Genomic DNA, 24,592 nt, shown 5'->3' on the forward strand with positions numbered 1-24,592 from the left:
TTTCAGTGCGTTTGCCGGTTGAGGCCGAAATAGGCATCCATCACAGCCTCGCGTGTCAGGCTGCCCGCATCGCCGGACAGCACGATGCGCCCTTCCAGCATGCAGATGAGCCGCGTGGCGGTGGCCATGGCGCGGCGCAGATCCTGCTCCACCAGGATGATGGTGGTGCCGGCCTGGCGCAGTTTGGGGAGCGCCTCGTAAACGCCCTCCACCGCCACGGGGGAGAGGCCAAGGGACAGTTCGTCCAGCAGCAGCAGCTCCGGGTTGGTCATCAGCGCGCGGCCGATGGCCACGGCCTGCTGCTGCCCGCCGGAGAGCAGCCCCGCCTGGCGTTTGAGGATGGGTTTGAGCTGCGGCAGAGCCTCCAGCACATTGTCGAAATTCCATATGCCCTTGCGGCAGGCGGCCAAGCGCAGCGTGTCCTGCACATTCATGCCGGGGAAAAGCCTGCGCCCTTCCGGCACCAGGGCAATGCCGCCGCGCACGCGCCTGTGGGCGGAAAGCCGCGTGACATCCTGCCCACGGAACATGATACGTCCCTGGGCCGGGCGGTGCGCGCCCGCGATGCTGCGCATCAGAGTGGTCTTGCCCGCGCCGTTGGCGCCGACAATGGCCAGAACCTCGCCTTGTTCCATGGAAAAAGACAGGTCGTGCAGCGCCACCAGCAAGCCGTGACGGGCCTTGAGATGTTCGATATCCAGAAGGCTCATGCCGCGTCCTCCGCGCCGAGATAGGCACTGATCACGACAGGGTCTTTCAGAACCGCCCGGGGATCTCCCTCGGCAATGACGCGCCCGGCATCCATGCAGACCAGCCGGGTCACGACCTTGACGAGGATATGGACGATATGCTCGATCCAGACGATGGCGATGCCGCGCCGCCGCAGGTCGAGAATCACCTCCACCAGTTCCAGCGCCTCGCCATCGGTCAGGCCCCCGCCGATTTCATCCAGAAGCAGAAGCTCCGGGCCGGTGGCCAGGGCGCGGGCCAGTTCCAGGCGCTTGCGCTCCAGCAGGCCCAGCGCTTCCGCCGGGCGGTTGGCGGTGGGCAGCATGCCGCAAAGCTGCAAGGAATCCACGGCGCGGTCATAGGCTTCGTGCTGGGCGAAGCCGCCGCCTTGCGTCGCGGCCACCAGCAGATTCTCGAACACCGTCATGCCGCCGAAGGGTTTTGGCACCTGGTGGGACCGGCCGATGCCGTGGCGGCAGCGCCAAGCGGCATCCTGCCCGGTGATGACGGCGCCCCGCAGCGCGATGCGGCCTTCGCTTACCGGCACGGCGCCGGAGAGCAAGTTGAGTAGGCTGGTCTTGCCGGCCCCGTTGGGTCCGACAATGCCGACAGCCTCATTCTCCGCCATCCGGAAATCGACGCCATTGACAACCGCCAGCGCGCCATAGCGCTTCACCAGGCCGGTTGCTTCCAGCAGCATGGTCGTGGAGGAGCCAGCGTTCGTGGAGCCAGCGCTCGTGAGGGCAGTACTCATGGGGCCAGCAGGTGGCCGCGCAGAAAGAGGGCCATCTCCTCGATGGAGGCCATTCCCTCCCGCAGCAATGGCGCATAAAGCTGCCAGGAATGGCACATGCCATCCCAGATCCGCAGCTCGGCCCATACATTCGCGGCGCGCAGCTTGCGCGCGATGGTGACGGAATCATCGCGGAGCATCTCCCGTGATCCGACATGAATGAGCACTGGCGGCAAACCGGAAAGATCCGCGAACAAGGGCGTTACCGCCGGGTCGCGCAGGTCCTGGCCCGGCAAATACGCCCCGAGGAACAGACCGATCAGCTCCTTGGAGAGGATCGGATCGTCGGCGACATTATGGTGGGTTTCACCATCCGCCGCAAAATCCAGGGCAGGTGACATGAGGGCCAGGGCCGCCAGGGTCTGGTCCCCAGCATGGCGTGCCCGTATGGCGGTGGACAGGGCGAGATTGCCGCCGGCGCTGTCTCCCGCCAAGGCAATGGCCTCGTACCCTGCGGCCACGGCCCATTGGTGGGCGGCCAGGGCATCGTCATGCGCGGCGGGGAAGACATGTTCCGGCGCGAGGCGGTAATCCGCCGCCAGTACCGCGATATTCGCGGCGTGGGCGAGGTTGGCCGCCACCGTGCGGTGAGTTCTGGCGGAGCCCAGCACGAAGCCGCCGCCATGATAGTAGATGATCAGTCTGCCGGGTGCCGCGCCGGCGGGTAGAATGAGATCCGCGCCCGCCGGACCTGCCGCGACGCGCCGAATCTCCACCCCCTCCGGGACCGGCAGGGCTTCATGCATGGCCTCGAACCAGCCGCGCAATTCCAAGGGGCCGCCGTGCGGCGGGGGATTTGCCGCCATCATTTCCAGCAGGGTATCAAGTTCAGCCAGAGACATGTCCGGGCCTTCCATTACATTTTATAGGGCTCAAGCGGGCCCTGGATGGGCACGGCGGGGTCTTCCACATGCTCAAAGGTGCGGTAATCCAGCTTGTATTTGCCGGATTTTGCCTTCAGCCATTGCGCGCCGATCAGGTTGGTGGTGGCCACATTCGGCACCGGGCCGTTCACGAAATCGATCTTGCCCAGTACCGTTGTGGTTTGCAGCGTGCTCATCGCCTTGGCGACGGCCGCCTTGTCTTTCGGATTGCCAGCGGATTTCAGCGTGGCGACCATGGCGTCGAACAAAGCGAGAGAGGGGCCGAGCTGCTGTTCCCACTGCCGGCCTGTCTTGGTTTGATAGGCATTGGCGAGTTGGGTGGAGCTGAGCCCCGTGAGCGCGGAACTGTATGGAAACACGGGATGCCAGTAAGCGCCCGCGTTGATGCGGTGGCCGAGCGGCCCCAGCGCTTCCATCTGCGAGGGAAAGAGCCCGGTTTTCGCCACCGTCACGATCTTCATCTGGCGTGTGAGGCCCTGCTGCGCGGCTTGCCGCCAGAAGGTGGTGAAATCCGGCGGGATGGGAAAGGTGCAGAACACCTCGCAGCCCGCTTTCTTGAACAGGGCGATCTGAGCGGAATAATCGGTTGTGCCGTCCTGATAACCGCCAGGGTCCACCATGTCGAACCCGGCCTTGGCGAGGTCGGGCAGAAGATGGGCGCGGATGGCGTTACCGTCCGCGTCGTTGGGGCACAGCACCGCCACGCGCTTGTTGCTGGAGACGGCATTGTTCCACGTGGACAGGTAAAGCTGCTTGAATTGCTCCGTGCCGAAGCAGAAATGATAGCTCCATTTGAACGGCGAAGGCTGGCCAGGTTTCGCGCCGCGCCCGAAATACCACGATTCCCAGGGCACGATGGTGGACAGGCAGGGCACGCCCGCCGCTTCGCACGCATCCGCCACCGGGTTCACCACTTCCGGGGTGGAGGTGGTGAGCATCAGGTCGATTTGCTGGCCGTTGATCAGATCCTTCGCCAACTGGCTTGCCCGGGCCGGGTCGGATTGTGTGTCGCGGTCCAGAATGGTGACGTCGTAGGTCGTGCCGTTCAGTGCCAGGCCGCTGGTCAGGGCTTGGCGGACAAGGCCGAGAATGAAAGGATCCCCCTCGCCGAATCCGGCCAGCGGGCCCGTACGCGGGCTGATAAAGCCGACACGCAATGTATTCGTGGCGCCGGCCCGTGCCGGGCGCCAGCCCGGCGCCAGGGAAAGCCCGGCGGTGGCGCCGAGCATGAGGCGGCGGGAGAGCCCGGGACGACGGGTGGAAACATGATCGTTCATGACGTTCCCTCGAAATTTTTTTGAGTTTCAGAAGGCGTGAATATAACGCAGGATCACATTGAACCCGTTGGTCGTGTTTTTCTTCACCACCGGCAGATAGACGTTCAGAAAACCGATATTGTTCTGGTTGAACATATAGGTGGCGCCAGGCCCGAGGGAAAGACTTTCCGTTTCCGTACCTTTCTGGACGATGCCGTTGACCTGATCGTCGGTGAATTGCTTGAAGTAATATCCGTTGAGACCGACATTGAGTTTCGGCAGGACTTCATAGGAGGCGGTGAAATTCACCCACCCCGCGTCGCCCGCCTGGGTCGTGGTGCCGGCGGGAAGGGGGTCGCTGGAGGCCGGGTGGCCGTTGGTGAAATTATGCAGGTAGTTGAAGCGCGCGGACATTTCGGTTTTGGCCGTTGGCATCAGGGTCACCGTCCAATATGGGTTGATGGACCAAAAGCCGGAACTGGGATTGATGTCTTTCGAGGTATCGTAGGATCCCGTGGGAGAGATGATGTCGAATTCCATGCGTTGGGCAAATACCGGGCGGCCATTGCGGATGACCGGCGGAAAGGCGATGAACGGCCCCCAGGTGATATCCCCGATCCCCATGCCGCGATTGGCCACCAGTTTGGCCGGGCTGTCATGCGCGAAGGAGGCGTTGAGGTCTGTCAGGGGCACGATGGCCATCGCGCCCAGCACCCCGCCGAACAGATGGTAAGGCGAGACATAGATGAACTGGTTCAGCGACACGATGGCGGTGATGCTGGTGTTCTTGAAGACCGGTAAGGCGTCTCCATTGTCGCCATTGACGCTGTTGAAGTGCTGGATCTGGAAATATTGCTGATATATGAGGCCGGGCGTGTACTTGCCTAGCGCGTCGAAAAAGCTGGTGCCGCCCAGATTGATGCCGGATGGCTCATTGACCGAGACGGCCTGGGCCGCCGTGAAGCCGGAGGCACACGCCAGCACCATCCCGAGGACAGCGTGGGACAAGCCACCGCGTTTGTTGATTTTCATTGGATGCTCCCGTTTCACCCCTGGCAGGGTGTGTGTTTTGCACCGCGATTTTTGACATGACCGCGATGTTTAATTGATTGTTATATAACATAATAATCAGAGGAGGGGGCAAGCCGCTCCACCGGCCAAAACAGCGGCCGTTCACATTGGTCTGAAAGTGCCAGTCCAACTGAATGGCCCAGCGTTCTGGCGGCGATCAGGACAGGGCGTTAAAGCCGGAACATTCCCGGATTCATGGCTTGATCCTCATCGCGGATTTCCTCCTCTTTATTAGTGTTTCTTTAACCGTCATGTTTCAAACGGTGTTTTACTGATCGCATATTCATGCCAGCCCCGCTGTGTCGGGAGAGACCTGAATATTTATCCGAAAGGGACACAGGCCTTGTTTCCGCCGTCAGCATTTTTCCTGCCGGTAGAGGCTGGGCGTGCACCCGAAATGCCGGTGGAACATCCGGCTGAAATGGGAAAAATTGTTGAACCCGTGCTGAAAGGCTATCTGTCCGATCGACATCCCCATGCTCCTTTCCGCTTTCAAGGACATGGCGCATCTTTCCAGCCGCGACTGCCAGATGAAATCGGACAATGAAAGATCGTTGCCGGAGAAGGCGCGATGCAGATGACGCTTCGAACAGCCAAAGCGTTCGGCTAGCCGCTGCACACCGAGTTCCGGATCGTCGATATGCGCGCGGATATATTGCTTGACCTGAAATGCCAATGTCTCCTGCGCGGGAATGCCGGCCCGCTCGCGTACCGCGCCGGAAATGGACAGGCGCAAGAGGTTGGTCGCGATGTCGCCCAACGTTTCCGCTTCTTCATCCGTGGCCGTTTCACCGTCCGACAGGATGGTTTGGATGTAGTTTGGAAAAATTTTCTCAACCCCGGCATTGACGCCAAATTTTCGCGTGCCGTGGCGGTCGAGATGAAGAGGGGACAGAAAAAGATCCGCTTTTGGCACCAGTAGGACAAATTGATGGACCGGGGTGAAATTCACCACCCGGTAAGGGCGCGCGGTATCGTAAAACGTCCATCCCGCCCCGTCGAGAATCACCTCGCGTCCCGATTGGATGAAGGCGCTGCGTCCGGAAATCTGAACAGTGATCTTCACCAGGTCCCGGTCCTCACGCTTGGCGTTGGCCGCATCCCGTTCGACGGTCACGGGTGAGGACAGCAATTCGCATAATTTCACCCGCCCCGCGGATTGAAACCGCGCGCGCCCAAAAAAAGGCGTCTCGTCGATCGTGCTTGAACGCAGCCCGCCCATGACTTGCCAAAGCGCATTGTCCCAGACATGCATCTGCTCGGCCCCGGCGGCCTCTATGAACCGGCTTCGTTGCTCCTTGTCGGGCATTCGTTTCCACCCCCTCCCTTGTTGCCGCGCGCCTTATCTTTGTTTCGCGGCGTGTGTCCGGGCGCTTCCCCGGGTTTATTAAAGATCCAGAACCAGCCTTTTTGTTTTTGAACGTGAGCAGCAAGGGGTGAATTGGTCGTTCATGGCCCGCTCCTCATCCGTGAGGTAACTGTCCCGATGTTCCGGTGTGCCGGACTTCACGCCCAGCAGACAGGTTCCGCAAATACCCTGCTCACAGGAAACGGGCACGGCAAACCCAGCCTGGTCCAGAACCCGCCAGGCCGTGACGTCGGCCGGCACGGTTAAAACCTGGCCGGTGCTGGCGATTTCAATGTCGAATGGCTGGTTTTCCTGGTCCGTGGCTTCCTGGGCAGAAAAATATTCCCGGTGCAATTGCGCTTCATCCCACCCGGCTTCCTGGGCCGTGGAGAGTAGGTGGGCCATGAACCCACCCGGTCCGCACACATACAGATGCGTTCCGGCTTGCGGTTTGGCCAGCAAGTCATGGGTATTCAGCTTCTGGCTGGCGTCGCCATCGTCGAAATGGGTGAAGATATCCGCCGAGAAGGGCGCTTGCGCCAACCTGTCCAGAAACGCCGCCCGCGCCGGGCTGCGCGCGCAATAATGCAGCTCGAAGCACCGTCCCAGATTATGGAGCCTGCGCGCCATGGCCAGAATCGGCGTAATACCGATTCCGCCCGCGAACAGCAGGGTTTTGTCGGCCGTCTCATCCAGGGGAAATAAATTGCGCGGGGGGCTGATGCGCAGCCGGTCGCCTGGCTTCAGCGCATGCATCGCGGCCGACCCGCCTCGGGAGGCCGGCTCGCGTAGGACCGCGATCCGGTAATCCTCGTGGGCGTCGGGATCTCCGAACAGCGAATATTGCCGCACCAGCCCGCCCGGCAGATGCACATCCACATGCGCTCCCGCCGTGAAGGGGGCCAGCCCGCCGGAACATGCGGCAAGCTGGAACGCCCGCACATTTTCCGCCTCGTCCTGTATATCCGTGATCTCGGCTTCGGTCAGCGGGTCGTTCGGCCTCACGCCGCCACCTCTTCCATCAATTTCCGTTCGATGATCCGGCGCGACTGCACCCCTCCCGCATCGATGTTCAGTTTCAGCAAATGCCGCTCAGGCCAGCGCAGCAGGTTCTGCTGCTGCTGTTCCAGCATTTCGCGGTCCTCGTTGAAAATCTTGCCCTGCCCTTCGCGGATTTGCGTTGTCAGGGCCGCGTCTCCTGGTTTGAAGCGCCGCGCCATGCCCCAGAAATACCAATGGGACGTCTCGGTTTCGGGGGTGATGAAATCGACCACGATGCTGGACGCCTTGACCGCGTCCGGCGCGTGATATCCACCTTGCCCGGCATGGGCCACGCCCACCTCGATCAGTACGTGAGAGGGGGGATGAAAATGGCAGATCTGCCAGCGATCCACCTTCACATCGTCGGCCAGGTCGTTCATGCGCAGGGCCATGCGCCAGAAAGGCGGGGGCTGTACCCCGTCCATGAACCGGCTGGTCATCACATGCTCCCCCTCGGTCTTGGTGGAAACAAGTGCTTCGTCGATCTCTTTCTGGCCAATGCTTCCCGTATGCACATAGGTCTCATGGGTCAGGTCCATGAGATTATCGATCATCAGCCGATAATCGCATTTGATGTGGTACAGGCCCCCGCCATAAGCCCATTCCGCCTTTTCCGCCCAGTCCAGATGATGAATCATCGCTGGATCCGCTTTTTCCGGCTCCCCTGGCCAAACCCAGATAAAGCCGTAGCGTTCTTCCACCGCATAGGATTTGATGGCGGGGAACCCACGCACACGCTGGCCTGGCATGTCCAGCGCCTTGCCGTCGCACCCCATGGCCAACCCATGATACCCGCAGACAAGCCGCCCATTCTCGACATAGCCAAGCGACAGCGGCGCGCCGCGATGCGGGCAGAAATCCTCCACCGCCACCGCTTTTCCATCTGGCCCGCGATAAAATACCAGCTTTTCACCGCAAACCGTCCGGGCCAGCGGCGCTTTTCCCACCTCTTCCGGCATGGCGGCCACATACCAGGCGTTTTTTAGGAACATCGCGTTCACTCCGGTGTTATTATTTAATAATGTATCCAATAAGCACAAAACTAGGTATCGGAGTCAATAATATTCAAATTATTGGATCCAATAAAGGACAGATCAGTGAGCGGTGAAAGGACAGGTCAGCGCGTTTTGGTCACACTCCGGCGTATGATCGAAGCTGGGGATCTGGCTGCGGGGGAGCGTCTGGCGGAAATTCCCCTGGCCGAGCGCCTGGGTGTGTCGCGCATGCCGGTCCGCATGGCCTTCCGGGAACTGGAACAGGAAGGGTTGCTGGTTCGTGCCGGGGCGCGTGGTTTCGCCGTTCGCGCCGTGTCGCCCAGCCAGATCGTGGGCGCCGTGGAAGTCCGTGGCGTGCTGGAAGGGTTGGCCGCGCGGCTTGTGGCTGAACGCGGTGTTGGCAAGGAGGTGCTGCGAGAGCTTTTCACCTGCCTGCGCGACGGTGATGCCCTGTTGGAAAAGGGCGAACTGACCGAACCTGGCATCCCGCTTTACTTGGACATGAATCTCAGATTTCACGCCGCCATCATCTTCGCTTCGGGTAACGACGCGATCCAGGAGGCGTTGGCCCGTAACGATCATCTGCCCTTCGCCTCGGTCAAGGCATTGGCGGTCGACCGGAACAATCTCACGATGGAATATAAGCGTTTAGCCTATGCGCATATGCAGCATCACAGCATTGTCGAAGCCATCGCCGCGCGCCAGGGCGCGCGGGCGGAAGCGCTGATGCGTGAGCATGCCAATGTCGTGTTGCGCGGCACAGAACTCGATCCGGCGCGCGCGGTCATGGCGTGAGAAGCGCCTGACCAAGGGCCGCGATTGCCGGCGGGCGATGGCCAGTCCACCGTGAGCATGGGGCGCTGGCGGGTTCAGCCCCTGCCTGCCGCGCCGCGGTCGCCGGCCGTGGAGGCGGCGGTTTTCTCTGGTCATGCCGGCTGAGGGTCAGCCATGGCGGCTTTCTTTCAGCCACCCCGCCCGCCGGTACCATGCCACCGTTTCCGCGAATCCCGCCGCCAGGGAGATGCGCGGCCTATAGATCTCCCGGGGTAGTAGCTCCTCCATTGGCACGGACCAATCCGGATGCAGGATTTCCCGGGCCTTGCCCAGTGTGAAGATCGGCGGGGCGCGGCTCACCTTGCCAGCCAGGCCGCTGAAAAATCCAGCCGCCAGAACCAGCGCGCCAGGCAAGGTCGGTAGATATGGATGCCCGCCCGTGGCCCGCGCGGCCGCCATCATCAGCGCGCGCATCTCATAGCCCTCGGGTGTATCGTCCGCCAAGGTGAAGCAGCCGGGCCGGAATCTTTCACCTGCCATGGCGGCGATCGCCCCAGCCGCGTCCCGCGCATGGATCACGGCGGCCCTGCCCCTGCCTGGCAGCGGTGCCACGGGGCGTAGGCTGGCTTTGAACAGGGCCAGGGTTTCGCGGTCCCAGGGGCCGTAAATCGCGGGGGGGCGCAGTATGGCAAGCCGTTCGGGCGCATCGCCGAAACTCTGGCGGGCGGCGGCCTCGGCGGCATGCTTGCTGAACCCATAATCGGACAACCCGGGCTCGCGCGCCGCCAGGGATGAGATCAGCAGGAAACGCGCTTGCGGTGCCAGGTGCTGTGTCAGCCGCGCCAGGCAGGCCGTGCCTTCCATGTTGCCACGCAAGAACGAAGCCCGGTTGCGCGCCTTGATCAGCCCCGCCGCATGCACCACCACATCGGCACCGCGCACCAGCCGGGAGAGGGCCTCCTCATTCTCCAGCGCGCCGGGGACGGTTTCAAAAGAGAGGCCAGCAAGGGCCGGGTGCGCCGGGGGGCGGCGGGCCAACAGCCGCAGCCGGAAGCCCGCGCGTGCCAGGGCAGGTACCAGATGCGCGCCCAGAAACCCCGTTCCGCCGGTCACGGCGGCCAGTGGCGGGTTCATTCGGCGGCGGTGGCGGCGGCCCGAGGCTGAAAGGCGCCGTCCAGATACATCATCCTGGCGCGTGAACGGCTGAGTTTGCCAGAAGAGGTCTGTGGCAGGCTGTGCGGCGGCACCAGCACCACGCGTGTTTCCAGCCCCTGACGGCCACGGAAAAAACGGGTCAGTTCCAATGTCAGCGCCTCGCGCGCGGCGGGGTCGGTCAGGCGGCACTGGACCAGCACGATGACCTCCTCCTCCTCCTCGCCATGATCCACCGAGAACACCGCCACGTCTCCGCTGCGCAGGGAGGCGATTTCCGCCTCGGCGGCCCATTCCAGATCCTGCGGCCAGACATTGCGGCCATTCACGATCACCAGATCCTTCGCCCGGCCGGTGATCACGATCTGCCCGTTGATCAGATAGCCAAGATCGCCTGTATCCAGCCAGCCATCCTGGGAGAGCACGCGCGCCGTTTCCTCCGGCGCGCCGAAATAACCCAGCATCAGGCTTGGTCCGCGCACGAAGATGCGCCCGACCTCGCGCTCGGCCAGCAAGGTGCCGTCTTCGCCGCGCACCTCCACCTCATGTTCGGGCAGCATCTGGCCGCAAATCACGAAATGGCGCGTGCGTTCGCTGTTTTCATTGGCGGGCACGGCGCGATGCTCACGCTCCAGCACCAGCCCGTCCACCGAATCTTCCTTGGCGCCCTGACCATCCGGGCTGAAGCTCAGGGCCAGCGTGGCCTCGGCCATGCCATAGCAGGGGATGAAGGCGGTTGCCTTGAAGCCATTGGCTTGAAAACGTTCGGAAAAACGAGTCAGCACGGCGGGGCGGATCATATCTCCGCCGATTCCGGCCCTGCGCCAGGAAGACAGATCGATCCCCTCCGTCGAGGCTGTTTGGGCGCGCCGCGCGCACAGCTCATAGCCGAACGAGGGGCTGAAGGAGATGCTGCCCTTGTTGCGGGTGATCAATTGCAGCCAAAGCAGCGGCCGGCGGGCGAATTCGCGCGTGGGCAGAATATCGACCGAGAGCTGGCAGGCCATCGGCATCAGCAGGAACCCGACCAGCCCCATATCGTGGTAATAAGGCAACCAGGTCGAGCAGCGGTCGTCCTCATTCACCTGCAACCCGTATTTGGCCATGTAATGCGCATTGGCCATGAAGGCGGCTTGTGTCACCGCCACGCCAAGCGGAAATCGGGTGGAGCCGGAGGAGAATTGCAGATAGGCGAGCGATTCCGGCGCGGGTAGGCTGTCTTCCGCCACCATCGGCGCGTCGTCGAGCGCGCGGATCATGCCCGCGCACCGCAACTCCAGCCCTGCCACCGCCTCTCCCAGCCAGTCCGCCAGCACGGCGGGGCCGAATACGGCATGGGCCTCGGCGCGCTGAATCATCCGGCGCAGGAAAGAGATATACCCATCCTTGCCGCCGAAGGCCGCGGGCAAGGGCAGGGGGGCTGGTACCAGCCCGGCATATTGGCAGGCAAAGAAGGCGCGGGCGAAATCGCCGTCGCTTTCGGCCAACAGCCCCACGCGCTCGCCGGGTTTCAACCCGGTGCCCAGCAGCCGCCGCGCCAGCGCGATGGCCTGCGTCCGCAGGGTGGCGTAAGGTAGCGTTTCCGTGAGAACGCCCTTGCCGGAATAGAAATTCAGGCCCGTCGGGCCCTGCGCGGCATAGTCCAGAGCCTCGGCGATGGTTCCGAAATCGGCGAAACGCTTGACCAGCCCTGGATGGTGAGTCGGGGTTGGCTCAGTCATATTGCCTGGAATTTACCATTGATGCCATCCGTTGGCGCTAACAGACTCACACGGGAATGGCAATGGCTTTGCCGTATGGCGCGGTTGACAGCCAAGCTGTCCGCCGCCTAGCACCAGCGCAACCCCGCCATTTCCCCGCCGTCTGGATTACGAATTCTTCATGCCCATTCCTGGAACCCTGCATTTTTGCTGGATCGGCCCCAGCCTGGCCTGGGCGCACGGATTTGCGTTGCTCTCCGCCGTGGCGCGCTCCGGGATGGATGATGTGTGCCTGCATCATACCGACCCGCTGGCCGATGGCCCGGTGGTGCGCGCCCTGGCGGCGGCCGGTGTGCGGTTTCACCATGCCGATGCCCCCGCGCTGCTCCTCGCCGCGCAGGAGACGCTGGGATTGGATGACGCGCTCACCCGCCTTTATGTCCGGCTGCAAAGTCCGGTGCAGCGGGCGGACATGCTGCGCGCCGCCATCCTGTATCTGCATGGCGGTGTTTATATGGACGTCGATACCCTCACCGTCGCGCCTCTCACCCCCTTGCTGGGGGCGAGCCAGTTCATTGGAGCGGAGCGGATCGTCTGGCCGCATTGGGTCTATCGGTCGCGGTCGCCCCTGGTCTGGGCGAAACATCTGGGGCTGGATGTGTTGCGCAAGGGGCTGCGCCGCGCGCCTGGCGGCTGGCGAGGGTTTCGCTTCGTGGAGGGCTGGTATGTGCCCGCGGTGAATAACGCGGTGATGGGCTGTGTGGCGGGCGCGCCCCTGCTCGCCGCCGTGCTCCGCGCCATGGCCGCCCTTCCGCCGGACGAACCGCCAGGCCCCTATGCGTTGGGGCCTGATCTCTACCAGGCATTGCTGGAGGCCGACCCGTGGCCTGGGCTGGTGGTGCATGAGCCCGCCTGTTTCTACCCGCTGGCGCCGGAAATATCCGAGCATTGGTTCCGCCCCTGCCGCAATGCGCCCGCCGCGCTGGGGAGGGTGGTGCGGCCCGAAACCCGGGTCGTGCATTGGTATGGTTCGGTCCGCACCAAGCCCTATGTGGCCCGGATCAGCCCTGATTATGTGCGCGCCCACCGCCGGACCCAGCTCTACAGCGCCCTGGTGACGGAGATTCTGCCGGATCCTTCGGTTCGGGCATGATCGCTGTGCGGCCGCGGCTAAATTACATGTCATACTTGCGACATATTGCATAAAGAGGTAGGAGCCTCGCTTAACCTATTGCGCAGTGCCCGGACTCACCCAAATTCTCCCGTGGCCCATCCGGTGCCACGGCCGTGTGCATGAGGCTCCGGCGCCGTTTTCCGGCGTGGCTGCGAGTGGCAGGAGGCATTGAGTTGCGGGGTTGCGGTACGAATACGACTCACGGGATGTTTTCGGACCATGGCGGTCATTCCGTCTTGGCTGGGTTGCGTCCGTGCATCTGTCCGGATGCCCGGCGATAATGTCCTGTCCTGCTGAAGACTTTAGAGATAGACGAGGTTGATTATGGCGAAGAATGGCGGCATCCGCATTGCGATCGCTGGCATCGGCAACTGTGCTAGCTCCCTGATCCAGGGCATTTATTACTACACGCCGGAGCGCTGCGCCGAGGGCGTGGTCGGTCTCATGCACACCGAGATCGGCGGCTACAAGCCGTGCGACATCCGGGTCGTCGCCGCGTTCGACGTGGATGCCCGCAAGGTCGGTCAGGATGTGAACCGGGCCATCTTCGCCAAGCCCAACTGCACGAAGATCTTCCAGGCCGAGATCCCCGATTGCGGGGTGAAGGTCAGCATGGGGCAGGTGCTGGACGGGATCTCCGAGCATATGGCCGATTACGACGAGGACCGCACCTTCGTGCGTTCCGGGGCCAAGGAACCGACCAAGGCCGAGATCGTCGCCGAGCTGAAAGCCAGCCGCGCCGACGTGCTGCTGAATTATATGCCGGTGGGTTCCGAGGCGGCCGCGCGCTTCTACGCCGATTGCGCCCTGGAGGCGGGCTGCGGCTTCGTCAACAACATGCCGGTCTTCATCGCCAGCGACAAAGCCTATGCGGACCGTTTCGCCGCGGCCAAACTGCCGATCATCGGCGACGACATCAAATCCCAGGTGGGGGCGACCATTACCCATCGCGTGCTGACCGACCTGTTCGCCAAGCGCGGCGTCAAGCTGCTGCATACCTACCAGTTGAACACCGGCGGCAATACCGACTTCCTGAACATGAAGAACCAGCAGCGTCTGGCTTCCAAGAAGAAATCCAAGACCGAGGCCGTGCAGGCCGTGACCAAGAAGCGCATGCAGAAAGAGGACATCCATATCGGCCCCTCCGACTACGTGCCCTGGCAGAATGATAACAAGATCGCCTTCATCCGCATGGAAGGCCTGCAATTCGGCGATGTGCCGATGGATCTGGAGCTTCGCCTCTCCGTGCAGGACAGCCCGAATTCCGCTGGCGTGGTCATCGACATGATCCGTTGCTGCAAGCTGGCGCTGGAAGCGGGCGTGGGCGGCGTGCTCGCTGGCCCCTCCGCCTATTTCTGCAAGCATCCGCCCGCCCAGTACACGGACGATATCGCTTGCGAGATGACGGAAGAATTCATCCGCACTTGCCGTCCGGCCTTGGCGGTGACCGCCGCCGAATGAAAGGTCTGATTGTCGCCGCCGGTCAAGGCACGCGCCTGCGTGAGAAGGGGGCGCTAAAGCCGTTGATCCCCATCCGTGGCGTCCCGCTGATCGAGCGCGTCATCGCCAATGGCAAGGAAGCCGGGATCGACGAGTTTCTCGTCGTGACCGGCTACCGCGCGGAGGAGCTGCAGGAGCGTCTGCGGGATTTTTCGCGTCGTTCCGGCATTCACGTGACCAGCATCCATAACCGCGCCTGGGACCGGGCGAACGGTGTCTCCGTTCTGACCGCCAAGCAGTTTCTGGATGAACCTTTTCTGCTCACCATGTGCGACCATCTGGTCGATCCGGACATTCTCCGCCGCCTGATCCAGGCGCGGCAGGAGCCCGGCACGGTCACGCTGGGGGTGGATTTCAACATCGACGATCCGCTGAACGACCCCGAGGACGTGACCCGTGTGAAATGCGAAGGCGAGCGTCTCAGGCATATCGGCAAGGTTATCAAGGATTTTAATTGTTTCGATACGGGTGTGTTCCGTTGCACCCCGGTGATGTTCGACGCGCTGGAAGCCTCCCAGGCGCGCGGCGACGACAGCATCTCAGGCGCCATGAACGTGCTGGCGGAATGGAACAAGGCACGCGTGTTCGACATTGGCGACCGGCTTTGGGTGGATGTCGACGACCCCATCGCCTTCGGCAAGGCCGAGGCGCTGCTGGATGAGGGCCGGTTGTAAAAGAGATCGATGGCAGTGAGCGACGCAGCCAGCCTGGGCGCGGCGGACCCCGTCCGCCGGACTTACGAGATCGAGGATCCGACGAACCTCTATTTCATTCACCCCTTATCAGCCCGGCTGGTGCCGGTATTCGCCAAATACGGTGTCACGCCCAACGCGGTGTCGCTCATTGGCATGGGATGCGGTGTGCTGGCGGGGGTGGCCTATCATTTTTACAACGCGCATTGGGCGGCCGTTCTCGGTTTCGTGCTGATGCTCGCTTGGCATGTGATGGACGGGGCGGATGGCCAGCTTGCCCGCCTGACCAAGAGCTATTCCGAGCTTGGCAAGGTTCTGGACGGGGTTTGCGATTACGTCACCTTCACCGCCGTTTATGTGGGGCTGGCCATGGCGATGAGCCGCTATATGGGCGGTTGGGCCTGGGCTCTGGTGGCCTGCGCCGGCTTGGCCCATGCCGTGCAGTCCGCCGCTTATGAGATGCAGCGCCAGGAGTATAATTTCCTGGGGTGGGGGCGCCAATCCGCCGCGTTGCCGAAGCTCGATTCCCGGCCGCGCGGCGTGGCTGGGCGCCTGCATCATCTCTATGCGCGGGTACAGCTCTGGGCCTCGGGCGGGGCGGCGGCGTTCCAGGCTGAATTCGCGGCCAGACTGGCGGCCGACCCACGGCAGGACGCCACGCTGCGCGCCGCCTACCGGGAAGCCTTCGCCCCGGTCATCCGCCGCTGGGGCGTACTCTGCGCCAACTACCGCACGCTGGGGTTGTTTGTCGCGGCGCTGATCAAGTTACCGGCGCTGTATTTCGTGTTCGAGATCGTGGGGTTCGGCGCCATCCTGCTCATCCTGCTGGAAGCGCAGAAAGTGCATTACCGCGCCTTCCTGGGCCTTAAGACCATATAAACGCCGGATGCGCGCTGGCCCTGTGCAGGCGCGCGCCGAACGCCATATCGTTCAGAATTGATCCGTTTGGTCCGTGTCTGAGCGCCAACTCACTTCGTCAGGCGCGGCTTCAGTTTGATATGGTTGCGCTCCAGCAACCACCCGCCCAGCAGGATCAGCAAAATCGACGGCGCCAATGCCGAGAAGGCCGGGTTGACCGCCAGCAACAGCCCCAGATAGCCGGTGATCTCCTGCACCAGCAGGAACACCATGCCCAGCAGCGCGCCGATGACGATCTGCTTGCCAGCTCCGCCCGAACGTTGCGGCCCGAATATGAAGGGGGCGGCGATGAGCGCCATGCCAATGAGCGAAAGCGGAATGGCCACCATGCTCCAGAAGGTCTGTTCATAGACCAATGCCTCCTGATGCTGGCGTTTGAGCTGATGGACATAGGCATAAAGTGCCAAAGGCGGCATGGTTTCCGGCGGAATCGCCAGTAATTTCAGTTGTTTGGTGGACAGGAAGGGCCGCCAGGTCAGGCTGGCGGGTTGGTCGGTTTCGATCTGGCCGTTGATCACCCGCTCGCGTGTCACGCCGGAGAGAGTCCAGTCGCCATCGGGTTGCGGCCGCGCGGTATCGGCCTGGATCAGACTGCGCAGCGCGCCATTCGCTCCGAAGGAGAAAACCGCCACGCCATGCAGTTCCGCCCCGTCGGCAAAACTCTGCACATTCAGGAAAACCCCGTTTTTCTGGGCCCAGAATCCGCCATTGGAAAGGCCAGGCAGCGCATCGCCCAAGGCCGCCGCCTGCTCGCGCTGGGCAGCTTGCTGGGCGGGGGGAATGATGAATTGCGCGACCAGGAACAACGCCAGGATGATCGGCGCGCAAAGTTTGACCACCGCGCCGATGATGCGGGCCTGCGAGATGCCGAAACTGCGGAAGGCCGTCAGTTCCGAATGTTTGGCCAATGCCCCCAGCCCCAGCAGCGTGGCCAGCAGCATGGCGATGGGGGCGAGCTGGAGCAGCTTGTCCGGCGCGGTGAGCAAGGTATAGAGCAGCGCATCGCGCAATTTATATTGCCCCTGGCCGACCAGACCGAGCTGCTCGACAAAACCGAGCAGGCTGAACAAGGCGGTGAGACCGGCGGTGATGAGCAGAAAAGCGCGGAAAACCGTCCAGCCAATATAGCGGTCAAGCAGCATCGTGGCTGCCGGCGGGCCGTAATTTCAAGGGGGCTGGCCGCTGTGCCCGTGGCGTGGGTGGTGGGTCCTTGGGCGTGGCGCGCCAGCGCCGGCGCAGCGCCGGCGCATACCAGATGAGCGCGATGGCCAGTGCCAGCGCCGCCGGCGCCCACCAGAGCCCCGGAAACCACCCGACCTCGCCATGTTGCACCCAGGTCCGCGCCGTGGTGCAGAGCAGGTAATAGGCGGAATAAGCCAGAATGGCGGGGCCGAATTTGGCATAGCGGTTTTGGCGCGGGCGCCCCCGGCTTAAAATCGCGCCCAGCACCGCCAGCAGCAGGGTGGAGAGCCCGGTGGAGAAGCGCCATTGCCGTTCGGCGATGTCCGCCGGCTTGTCCGAGGTCATGAGATGCCCCGTGCTGGCCGCCACCGGGCTGTAGCTGGCCGCGCCGGGCAGGGGCCCGTCCGGGTTCACATTCAGCCCCGCCGCCTCCAGGGATTGGTTGCTGGCGGGATGGTCCTTGTCGAACTGATAGACATGCGCGTCCGAGAGATGCACGCTGCGCCGCCCATCGGCGTTCTGGGTGGCGGGCGTGCCCTCCTTGGCGAAGATCACCTCGATATGTCCGCCATCGCGCTTGGCCACGAAGATGTCGCGCGCCGCCGCGTGCGGCCCGGCTCGGCTGCCGAGGAAAATGACCCGGGAACCGTCCTGGCTGGCATAAAACGTCCCGGCCTCCATCGCGTTCACGTTCAGCATCACGGCGGCGCGGCGGGAAATCTCGTGCGAGACGGCATAGGCCCAGGGCCGCGCGAAAAGGGAGAGGCAGGAGACGCACAGCGCCAGCCCCAGCGCCAGCCCCAGCACGGGGCGCAGAATCTGCCTCGGCCCGATGCCCAGCGCCAGCATGGCGGTCACCTCGCCATCGGCCTGCAACCGGCCAAAACCCGCCACCACCGCGATGAACAGCGAGATGGGGATGAGAACATCCAGCGAGATCAATAGCTTGAGCGCGGTGAGCGCGGCGATGGCGCTCATCGGCAGCAGGCCGCTCACCGCGTCCGAGAGGATGCCGGCCAAGCTGTATCCCGCGAACAACAAGACCAGAATGCCCAGGATCGCGGTAAAGGGCCGCAGGATTTCGCGGGTGAGGTAACTGTCAGTCTTCAAGGCGCCAAACCAAATGTCTCCGGCGTCATCTAGGGCGGCCGGTCCCGCCGGACCATAGCCGTCAGCGCAAAGGCGCCATAAGCTGCCCAGAAGGCCCGTGACAACGCGCTGCCCGCTCTTTAATAGAGGGGCTGGTGAATTGTATAGTTTTTCTTGCACGAATGCCATGGCCCTCCCCGAGGGGGAGGCTTGTGGCCGGGCGGTCCGTGCAACAGCAAAGGAGCTGCGCGCAGCCATATGTCTGATCAAGCCAATGAGATCCGCGAGATTATTTTCGGCACGCTGCGCGCGGCGCTGCCGCAGGAACGCCCGCTTTCCGACGCGACGCACATCATCGAGGATCTGGGGCTCGATTCCGTTGCGGTAATGGATTTCGTGATGGAGATCGAGGACAAGCTCGACATCTCCGTGCCGTTGGACAAGATCGCCGAGGTGGAGACGCTGGGCGATCTCATCGCCACTGTCCAGCGCCTGAAGGAAGCCGCGTAACAACCATGGCTTTGCTTGATAAATACGCGCCGCTGGCGGAGCAGTACCGGCGGCTGGAAGAGGCTGGGGCAAACCCGTTCAACGTGCCGTTCGACGAGGTTCTCTCCCCCACCGAGGCTGTCATCGGCGGGCGGAAAACCCTGCTGCTTGGCACCAATAATTATCTTGGCCTCACTTACGACCCGGCCGTGATCGAGGCCGCCAACACGGCCACCAGCGCCATGGGCACCGGCACCACCGGCTCGCGCATCGCCAATGGCAGTTATGGCGGGCATAAACAGCTGGAAGCCGCCTTGGCGGATTTCTACGGCCGCCGGCACGGCATGGTATTTTCAACCGGCTATCAGGCCAATCTCGGCATCATCTCCGCCCTCGCGGGCAAGGGCGACCATCTGCTGCTGGACGCGGACTCCCATGCCAGCATTTATGACGGTTCGCGCCTTGGCTATGCTCAAGTCACGCGCTTTCGCCATAACAGCCCGGACGACCTCGCCAATCGCCTCCGCCGCCTGGCGGATGAGCCAGGGGATAAGATCGTCATCGTCGAGGGGATTTATTCCATGCTGGGCGATACCGCCCCCCTCAGGGAGTTCGCCGCCGTGAAGCGCGAATATGGCGCCTGCCTGGTGGTGGACGAGGCGCACTCCCTGGGGGTGCTCGGCGCCACCGGCCGTGGCCTCGCCGAGCAGGCGGGCATCGAGGCGGATGTGGATTTCATAGTCGGCACCTTCTCCAAGAGCCTCGCGGGTGTGGGAGGGTTCGCGGTCACGGACATGGAGGGCGCGGATATTCTGCGCGTCGTCTCCCGTCCTTATATGTTCACCGCCTCCTTGCCGCCTGGCGTGATCGCCGCCACGGAGGCCGCCTTGCACCAGTTGCGCACCCGGCCGGCATTGCGCGCCAGCCTCAACGCCAACGCGCTGCGTCTCTATCGCGGGCTGGAAAAGCTGGGCTTCGCGCTGGGGCCTGAGCCCAGCCCCGTTGTCTCCGCCATCATGCCCTCGCCAGAGGCTGCGTTCGGCTTCTGGGCGGCGCTGCTCAAGGCGGGGCTTTACACCAATGTCAGCTTGCCGCCGGCCACGCCCAAGGGTCTTGCTCTGCTGCGCTCCAGCGTCAGCGCCGCGCACAGCCCGGCGCAGATCGATCAGGCCATCGCCCTTTTCGCCGCAATCGGCCGGGAGCTGGGGCTTTTAACCGGTGAATCCGTCCTGGCGGCGGCGAAATAACAATCCGGTCAAGCGGAGGCGCGATGCGTCAGGTCGGGCTCTTCCGGCATAATCTGTTCAAGCTTTCGGAGCCTTTCATCGCCCAGCAGGCGGAAAGGCTCCGGCGCTACCAGCCGCTTTATCTCGGGCGGCTGCGCTACGGCGCGCCTCCACCCGGGGCCGCGGTGCTGGCGTTGGAGGATCTCGCCCCGCAAATGCGCCTGCTCCCCGCGGCCTGGCATATGCTGTCGGCCAGCCCGCACCCTTATATCCACATGCTGGAGAACCGCCGGCTGGACCTCATCCATGCCCATTTTGGCGTGGAGGGCGTCTATGCCCTGCCATTGGCCGCGCGGCTCGGCGTGCCGCTGGTGACGACGTTTCATGGGTTCGACGCTACCTTGTCGCCCACGGGCCTGCTCTCCAACCCGGCCTGGATGCGTTATGCGTTGGGGCGGGGGCGTCTTGCCCGGCAAGGCGGCCTGTTTCTCGCCGCGTCCAACTTCCTGCGTCAGAAACTTCTGGCCCTGGATTTTCCGGCCGAGCGTGTACTCACCCATTATATTGGCGTGGATACCAGCGCCATCGTGCCGCGAACGCCCGCGCGGGAGGAGCCGACCATCCTGCATGTGGCGCGGCTGGAGGAGGTGAAGGGCACGGAATATCTGATCCGCGCCTTTGCCCAGGCGGGGCGGCAGCACCCCTTGGCCCGGCTGGTGATCATCGGTGCTGGCAAGCTGCGCGAGCCGCTGGAGCGTCTGGCGCGTGAAACCGGTCTGGCGGAACGGATCTCGTTTCTGGGCGCGCGGCCGCATGCGGAGGTGCTGGGCTGGATGCACCGCGCCGCCATGCTGGTCTTGCCCAGCATCAAAACCCATTCCGGCCGGGAGGAAGGGCTGGGCATGGTGATGCTGGAAGCCGCCGCCACGGGGGTGCCGGGCATCGGCTCGCGCGTGGGCGGCATACCGGAGGGGATCGCCGAGGGCGAGACTGGTTTTCTGGTGCCCGAGCGTGACGCGGATTCATTGGCCACCGCGATGGGCATGCTGCTCGCCAACCCGACTTTGCGCCTGCGCATGGGTGAGGCCGCGCGCCGCCGGGTGGAACGGCAATTCGACATTACCCGCCAGACCGCCGCGCTGGAGGAGATTTACGATGGGCTGCTTGCCGCGCGCCCGGACATACCGCGGGACAAGGCATGAGCCGTTCCGTGCTTGTCGCCGCTCACCCCGACGATGAAATTCTCTGGCTCAGCGCCGCCCTGGCCGATGCCGACCCGGTGGTGCTCTGTTACGGCGCGCCTTACGGCAAACCGGAAAAAGCGCAGGCGCGCGCGCGCGCCGTGGCGGCCCTCAAGCTACCGCGCCTCGTTAATCTCGCCATTCCGGAAAGCGGGTCGCGCCTGTTCGTGGATTGGCGAACCCCCGTGCTCACCGCCACCGGCATCGCCATTGCCGAGCCCCAGGCCCAGTCCCGTTACGATGCCAATTTCATTGCCTTGACCGAAAAACTGCGCCCGATCCTCACCGGCGCCACGGATGTCTACACTCATAATCCCTGGGGGGAGTATGGCCACCCGGAGCATATCCAGGTCCATCGCGCCGTCGCCGCCTTGCGTGAGGAGCTGGGCTTCACCCTCTGGTTCTCCAATTATGTGGCGCCGCTTACCTGGCCCCTGGCGCGGCGCTTGGGGCGGGCGGCGTGCTGGGCGCGAAAGCGCGCCGTCTTTCCCGATGTCCGGCTCGCGCGCCGGCTGCGGCGGGTCTATCTGCGTCATCGTGTCTGGACCTGGTCGCTCTTTCATGGCTGGCCGCCTGTGGAAACGCTGTATGCTCAGCCGCCGGGCGGACAACGGGATTGGCGCGATCTGACGGGCGAGACCTTGCTGGATGTCACGAAGCTGCGCTGGTGGCGGCTGCCCGGCGCGGCCCAGCATGTGCTGGATTAGGCCCCAAGGCCCTATGGCGACGTCTTATGGCGGGCATGCCAGTTCAGTCCGGCATAAGCGAGGCCGACCGCCGTCAGGCCGATAGCGATTTGCGCCGCCGGCATGGCGCTCCACCCGAAGGGCCGAAAGGCCAGGGTGAACCCCGTCATCAGGACGATGGTGAGACCCGGTACCAGAAAAGGCCGCAGCAGCGACAAGGGGTGGATCTGCCATTGCGTGCGCAGATAAACCACGCTCCAGGCCAGCAGCAGCGGATAGACCGCCAGCCAAGCGAGGGACACCGCGACCAGCCCGGCATTTCCATGCACCGTCAGCCCGGCCAGGAGAATGAGGCCGCTCAGCAGCAGCAGCGTGGTGAAGGAGAGCTTGGCGGCCGTGCCAGGGCGGCCGGAGCTCATTAGCACGGGGGTGACGAGCTGCGTGGCCACGCGCAGCATCGCGGCCACGGCCAGGATTTGCAGCGGCAAGGCCGCCGCCTTGTAGCTGTGGCCTTGAGAATCATGCAGAAGCCCGGTCAGGGGCACGGCCAGCAGCACCAGCCCCGCCATGCAGGGGGCGGTCAGTGTCGTGAGGCGTTGCAAGGACCAAAGCAAGGCTTCGCGCAGATGCGCGGGCACGGCGGCCACGCGGGCGAAAACCGGCAAGGCGGTGCGGTTGACCAGCGAGCCCACCGCCATCGCCGGTTCCATCGCCAGGTCGAAGGCCACGCGGTACACGGCCAGGGAGGCGGCGCCATAAAACCAGCCGACCAGCAGGTAATCGATATTCTTGAAAATCTGGTCGGAGATGTTGGCGCTGGCCGAACGCAGCCCGAAAGACAGGAGCGGGCGGATGGATCCGAAATTGAAATACCATCCCGGCTTGAATGGGCTGGCCCAGAGCGCTCCCGCCAGGATGAACGCGCCGCTGGAGACATATCCGCCCACCAGCGCCCAGCTGCCGCCCCCGGCCATGGCGATGACGAGCCGGGTCATGGCCGCGCCAAAAGTGGAGATCACGTTGATGATGGCGATCTTTTCATAACGCAGCTCCCGGTTGAGCATGGCGATCGGGATCACCGCGCCGCCCACCAGCGGCTGCTTGACCGCTAACGCCAGGAAATAGACCGGAATGCCCTCCATGCCGTAAATCCAGCCCACGGCCGGGGAGAGCAGCACCGCCAGCACCCCCACGACGAAGGCCAGCGCCATGATGAACCAGAACAGCGACTGCAATTGCCGTTCATTCAGGCTTTTCGCCTGGATCAGCGCGTCGCCCGTGCCGAGGCCGTCAAAGGCTTCCACCATCATGCCGATGGAGAGCACCAGCGAGCCAATGCCGACCTGCGTCTTGGTCAAGAAGGTCAGCACGGCGATGATGGTGACGAAATCCGTGATTCTGGCGATGATGATGCCGCTGCCCAGCCAGTTGAAGCCGCGCGTAAGATGGCGTTTATGCTGCTCTGTTTCGGCGGCGGAGATCGGCTCTTCCTCCATTCAGCCCCCGGCTGCCTTTGGTGCCGTGGCCGGGGACAGGTTGGCGCGGGCCCACAGCCGCTCGATGGCGGCGGTCACCAGCGACACGCCGATCTGGTCCATGCAGCCCACCTTGCCCACACATTGCCCGGGGGTGCGGCTGCAACGCTCGATCCAGGCGCGGCGGCGCTTGAAAACATCGTCCTGGTCGCGGCACGGGAATGGTTCGATCGCGATCTCGGCGCAAGGCGTGTCGCGCCAGAATCTCCCCCGGCCGAACAGCAGCGGGTTGCCGGGGCCAAAGAGGGATATGGCGGGAACACCGGTCAACCGCGCCAGATGGGCAACCCCCGTGTCGGGGGATATGAACAAGGCGGCCCGGGCCATCAGCTCCCACATTTGCGCGAGGTCGAGCCGCCCGGCATAGCTGGCATACCGGCCCTCCGGGTCGATCCGCGCCGTCAGGCTCTCTTCGCCCGGCCCGGCACTCCAGACCGGCGTGACGCCGCGTTCGGCCAGCCAGCCGGCCAGGTGGCGCCAATGCGCCGGGGGCCAGAATTTCAGCGGCGTGCTGGCTCCCGTATGCAGCACGGCATACGGGGCGGGGGGCAGGTTGAACGGTTTGAAGTCCGGCTGTGGCCAATCGGCCCGGCTGAAGGGGAGAGGCTCTGGGCCGGGACATAGGGCCGTGAAAATATCGGTCATTGCCATGGGGCTTTGCGGATATTCAATCAGCTCGTCGATCAGCCAGCTTTTGACCCGCGGGCGGTCCCCCGCATGGGCGACGATCCATTTGGCCTGCAGCGCCGCCGCCAGCCAGCCATGGCGGTTATCTCCGGGAATGATGGCCAGATCGAACCCAGGCCGCGCCAGCATCGCGGCGACCGTCTCGAACCGGCGGGGATGATAGGGCCAGATTGTCACGCCGTATGGCTTGGTTTGGTACAGCGCGCGCATGGGCGGCGTGCTGATGAGCACGATCTCCGCCGCCGGATATTGTTCGCGCAATTTCGCCAGCAGGGAGGTGATGAGCAGCGCGTCGCCCAGCCGCAAATGCGGCGCCACCAGGATGCGCGCCGGTGCGGCGGGCCGGCGCCGGGGGCGCGGCGATGTCAGCCGGGCCCGGAGCGCATACAGCACCGTGCGGACGATGGAGGGAACTTCGCTATCCATGGCG

Annotated in this window: 24 protein-coding genes; 10 read left to right on the forward strand and 14 right to left on the reverse strand. The window is 63.8% G+C overall.

Annotated elements, in window-relative coordinates; genetic code table 11:
* Positions 1 to 2: 2 nt before the first annotated feature.
* Genes AB7D48_RS06645 through AB7D48_RS06665 form a run of 5 tightly spaced genes read right to left on the reverse strand, consistent with a single transcriptional unit; the run spans position 3 to position 4,694 of the window.
* Positions 3 to 710: an ABC transporter ATP-binding protein gene (locus AB7D48_RS06645; RefSeq protein ID WP_427976796.1), complete on the reverse strand. Its 708-nt coding sequence runs from the start codon at positions 708 to 710 to the stop codon at positions 3 to 5.
* Positions 707 to 1,483: an ABC transporter ATP-binding protein gene (locus AB7D48_RS06650; protein ID WP_427976799.1), complete on the reverse strand. Its 777-nt coding sequence runs from the start codon at positions 1,481 to 1,483 to the stop codon at positions 707 to 709. The genes AB7D48_RS06645 and AB7D48_RS06650 overlap by 4 nt, the downstream gene beginning before the upstream one ends.
* Positions 1,480 to 2,364 (reverse strand): alpha/beta hydrolase, encoded by an 885-nt coding sequence (locus AB7D48_RS06655; RefSeq protein ID WP_427976802.1) that lies wholly within the window; start codon positions 2,362 to 2,364, stop codon positions 1,480 to 1,482. The genes AB7D48_RS06650 and AB7D48_RS06655 overlap by 4 nt, the downstream gene beginning before the upstream one ends.
* A gap of 14 nt (positions 2,365 to 2,378) precedes the next feature.
* Positions 2,379 to 3,683 carry an ABC transporter substrate-binding protein gene (locus AB7D48_RS06660; protein WP_427976805.1) on the reverse strand — a complete coding sequence of 435 codons (1,305 nt, stop codon included), beginning with the start codon at positions 3,681 to 3,683 and terminating at the stop codon, positions 2,379 to 2,381.
* Positions 3,684 to 3,710: 27 nt separating this feature from the next.
* Positions 3,711 to 4,694, reverse strand: coding sequence for a SphA family protein (locus tag AB7D48_RS06665; RefSeq protein ID WP_427976807.1), 984 nt, complete (start codon positions 4,692 to 4,694; stop codon positions 3,711 to 3,713).
* 173 nt (positions 4,695 to 4,867) lie between these two features.
* Between AB7D48_RS06665 and AB7D48_RS06670 the strand changes: the two genes are divergently transcribed.
* Positions 4,868 to 5,008 carry a hypothetical protein gene (locus AB7D48_RS06670; protein ID WP_427976810.1) on the forward strand — a complete coding sequence of 47 codons (141 nt, stop codon included), beginning with the start codon at positions 4,868 to 4,870 and terminating at the stop codon, positions 5,006 to 5,008.
* Positions 5,009 to 5,088: 80 nt separating this feature from the next.
* Here AB7D48_RS06670 and AB7D48_RS06675 read toward each other — a convergent pair whose 3' ends face one another.
* From AB7D48_RS06675 to AB7D48_RS06685, 3 genes are all read right to left on the reverse strand, one after another.
* Entirely contained in the window at positions 5,089 to 6,042 is a 954-nt protein-coding gene (locus AB7D48_RS06675; protein WP_427976812.1) for a helix-turn-helix domain-containing protein, read from the reverse strand.
* Positions 6,043 to 6,120: 78 nt separating this feature from the next.
* Positions 6,121 to 7,086 (reverse strand): PDR/VanB family oxidoreductase, encoded by a 966-nt coding sequence (locus tag AB7D48_RS06680; RefSeq protein WP_427976815.1) that lies wholly within the window; start codon positions 7,084 to 7,086, stop codon positions 6,121 to 6,123.
* Positions 7,083 to 8,114 (reverse strand): Rieske 2Fe-2S domain-containing protein, encoded by a 1,032-nt coding sequence (locus AB7D48_RS06685; protein WP_427976818.1) that lies wholly within the window; start codon positions 8,112 to 8,114, stop codon positions 7,083 to 7,085. The genes AB7D48_RS06680 and AB7D48_RS06685 overlap by 4 nt, the downstream gene beginning before the upstream one ends.
* A 105-nt stretch (positions 8,115 to 8,219) precedes the next feature.
* Between AB7D48_RS06685 and AB7D48_RS06690 the strand changes: the two genes are divergently transcribed.
* Complete coding sequence (locus AB7D48_RS06690) at positions 8,220 to 8,912, forward strand: GntR family transcriptional regulator (protein WP_427976821.1); 693 nt, start codon at positions 8,220 to 8,222, stop codon at positions 8,910 to 8,912.
* A 147-nt stretch (positions 8,913 to 9,059) separates the two neighbouring features.
* Here AB7D48_RS06690 and AB7D48_RS06695 read toward each other — a convergent pair whose 3' ends face one another.
* Entirely contained in the window at positions 9,060 to 10,025 is a 966-nt protein-coding gene (locus AB7D48_RS06695; RefSeq protein WP_427976823.1) for an NAD-dependent epimerase/dehydratase family protein, read from the reverse strand.
* Positions 10,022 to 11,764 (reverse strand): fatty acyl-AMP ligase, encoded by a 1,743-nt coding sequence (locus tag AB7D48_RS06700; RefSeq protein ID WP_427976825.1) that lies wholly within the window; start codon positions 11,762 to 11,764, stop codon positions 10,022 to 10,024. The genes AB7D48_RS06695 and AB7D48_RS06700 overlap by 4 nt, the downstream gene beginning before the upstream one ends.
* Positions 11,765 to 11,924: 160 nt before the next feature.
* Between AB7D48_RS06700 and AB7D48_RS06705 the strand changes: the two genes are divergently transcribed.
* The 4 genes from AB7D48_RS06705 to AB7D48_RS06720 all read left to right on the forward strand — a co-directional run bounded on the left by AB7D48_RS06705 (position 11,925) and on the right by AB7D48_RS06720 (position 15,988).
* Positions 11,925 to 12,896, forward strand: a complete 972-nt coding sequence (locus AB7D48_RS06705) for a glycosyltransferase (protein ID WP_427976828.1) — start codon at positions 11,925 to 11,927, stop codon at positions 12,894 to 12,896.
* Positions 12,897 to 13,241: 345 nt separating this feature from the next.
* Positions 13,242 to 14,378, forward strand: coding sequence for an inositol-3-phosphate synthase (locus tag AB7D48_RS06710; RefSeq protein ID WP_427976831.1), 1,137 nt, complete (start codon positions 13,242 to 13,244; stop codon positions 14,376 to 14,378).
* Positions 14,375 to 15,091: an NTP transferase domain-containing protein gene (locus AB7D48_RS06715; RefSeq protein ID WP_427976833.1), complete on the forward strand. Its 717-nt coding sequence runs from the start codon at positions 14,375 to 14,377 to the stop codon at positions 15,089 to 15,091. The genes AB7D48_RS06710 and AB7D48_RS06715 overlap by 4 nt, the downstream gene beginning before the upstream one ends.
* Before the next feature lie 15 nt (positions 15,092 to 15,106).
* Positions 15,107 to 15,988 carry a CDP-alcohol phosphatidyltransferase family protein gene (locus AB7D48_RS06720; RefSeq protein WP_427976836.1) on the forward strand — a complete coding sequence of 294 codons (882 nt, stop codon included), beginning with the start codon at positions 15,107 to 15,109 and terminating at the stop codon, positions 15,986 to 15,988.
* A gap of 89 nt (positions 15,989 to 16,077) precedes the next feature.
* Here AB7D48_RS06720 and lptG read toward each other — a convergent pair whose 3' ends face one another.
* Together lptG and lptF are read right to left on the reverse strand one after the other, a co-directional pair.
* Positions 16,078 to 17,169: an LPS export ABC transporter permease LptG gene (gene lptG / locus AB7D48_RS06725; protein WP_427976839.1), complete on the reverse strand. Its 1,092-nt coding sequence runs from the start codon at positions 17,167 to 17,169 to the stop codon at positions 16,078 to 16,080.
* Positions 17,159 to 18,319, reverse strand: a complete 1,161-nt coding sequence (lptF, locus tag AB7D48_RS06730; RefSeq protein WP_427976841.1) for an LPS export ABC transporter permease LptF — start codon at positions 18,317 to 18,319, stop codon at positions 17,159 to 17,161. Before lptF ends, lptG begins: the two co-directional genes overlap by 11 nt.
* Positions 18,320 to 18,556: 237 nt before the next feature.
* Between lptF and AB7D48_RS06735 the strand changes: the two genes are divergently transcribed.
* Genes AB7D48_RS06735 through AB7D48_RS06750 form a run of 4 tightly spaced genes read left to right on the forward strand, consistent with a single transcriptional unit; the run spans position 18,557 to position 21,961 of the window.
* Positions 18,557 to 18,808, forward strand: coding sequence for an acyl carrier protein (locus AB7D48_RS06735; protein WP_427976844.1), 252 nt, complete (start codon positions 18,557 to 18,559; stop codon positions 18,806 to 18,808).
* A gap of 5 nt (positions 18,809 to 18,813) precedes the next feature.
* On the forward strand, positions 18,814 to 20,034 hold the full coding sequence (gene spt, locus AB7D48_RS06740; RefSeq protein WP_427976846.1) for a serine palmitoyltransferase: 1,221 nt from the start codon (positions 18,814 to 18,816) through the stop codon (positions 20,032 to 20,034).
* Positions 20,035 to 20,057: 23 nt separating this feature from the next.
* Positions 20,058 to 21,215, forward strand: a complete 1,158-nt coding sequence (locus AB7D48_RS06745; protein ID WP_427976849.1) for a glycosyltransferase — start codon at positions 20,058 to 20,060, stop codon at positions 21,213 to 21,215.
* On the forward strand, positions 21,212 to 21,961 hold the full coding sequence (locus AB7D48_RS06750) for a hypothetical protein (RefSeq protein WP_427976851.1): 750 nt from the start codon (positions 21,212 to 21,214) through the stop codon (positions 21,959 to 21,961). The genes AB7D48_RS06745 and AB7D48_RS06750 overlap by 4 nt, the downstream gene beginning before the upstream one ends.
* Before the next feature lie 11 nt (positions 21,962 to 21,972).
* Here the strand turns inward: AB7D48_RS06750 and AB7D48_RS06755 are convergent, their stop codons facing one another.
* Positions 21,973 to 23,436, reverse strand: a complete 1,464-nt coding sequence (locus AB7D48_RS06755) for an oligosaccharide flippase family protein (protein WP_427976853.1) — start codon at positions 23,434 to 23,436, stop codon at positions 21,973 to 21,975.
* A complete protein-coding gene (locus tag AB7D48_RS06760; protein WP_427976856.1) occupies positions 23,437 to 24,588 on the reverse strand; it encodes a glycosyltransferase family 9 protein in 1,152 nt (383 codons plus the stop codon).
* Positions 24,589 to 24,592 lie beyond the last annotated feature (4 nt).

It is taken from the genome of Acidocella sp. (assembly GCF_050253495.1).
In the GTDB taxonomy this organism is placed as follows: Bacteria; Pseudomonadota; Alphaproteobacteria; order Acetobacterales; family Acetobacteraceae; genus Acidocella.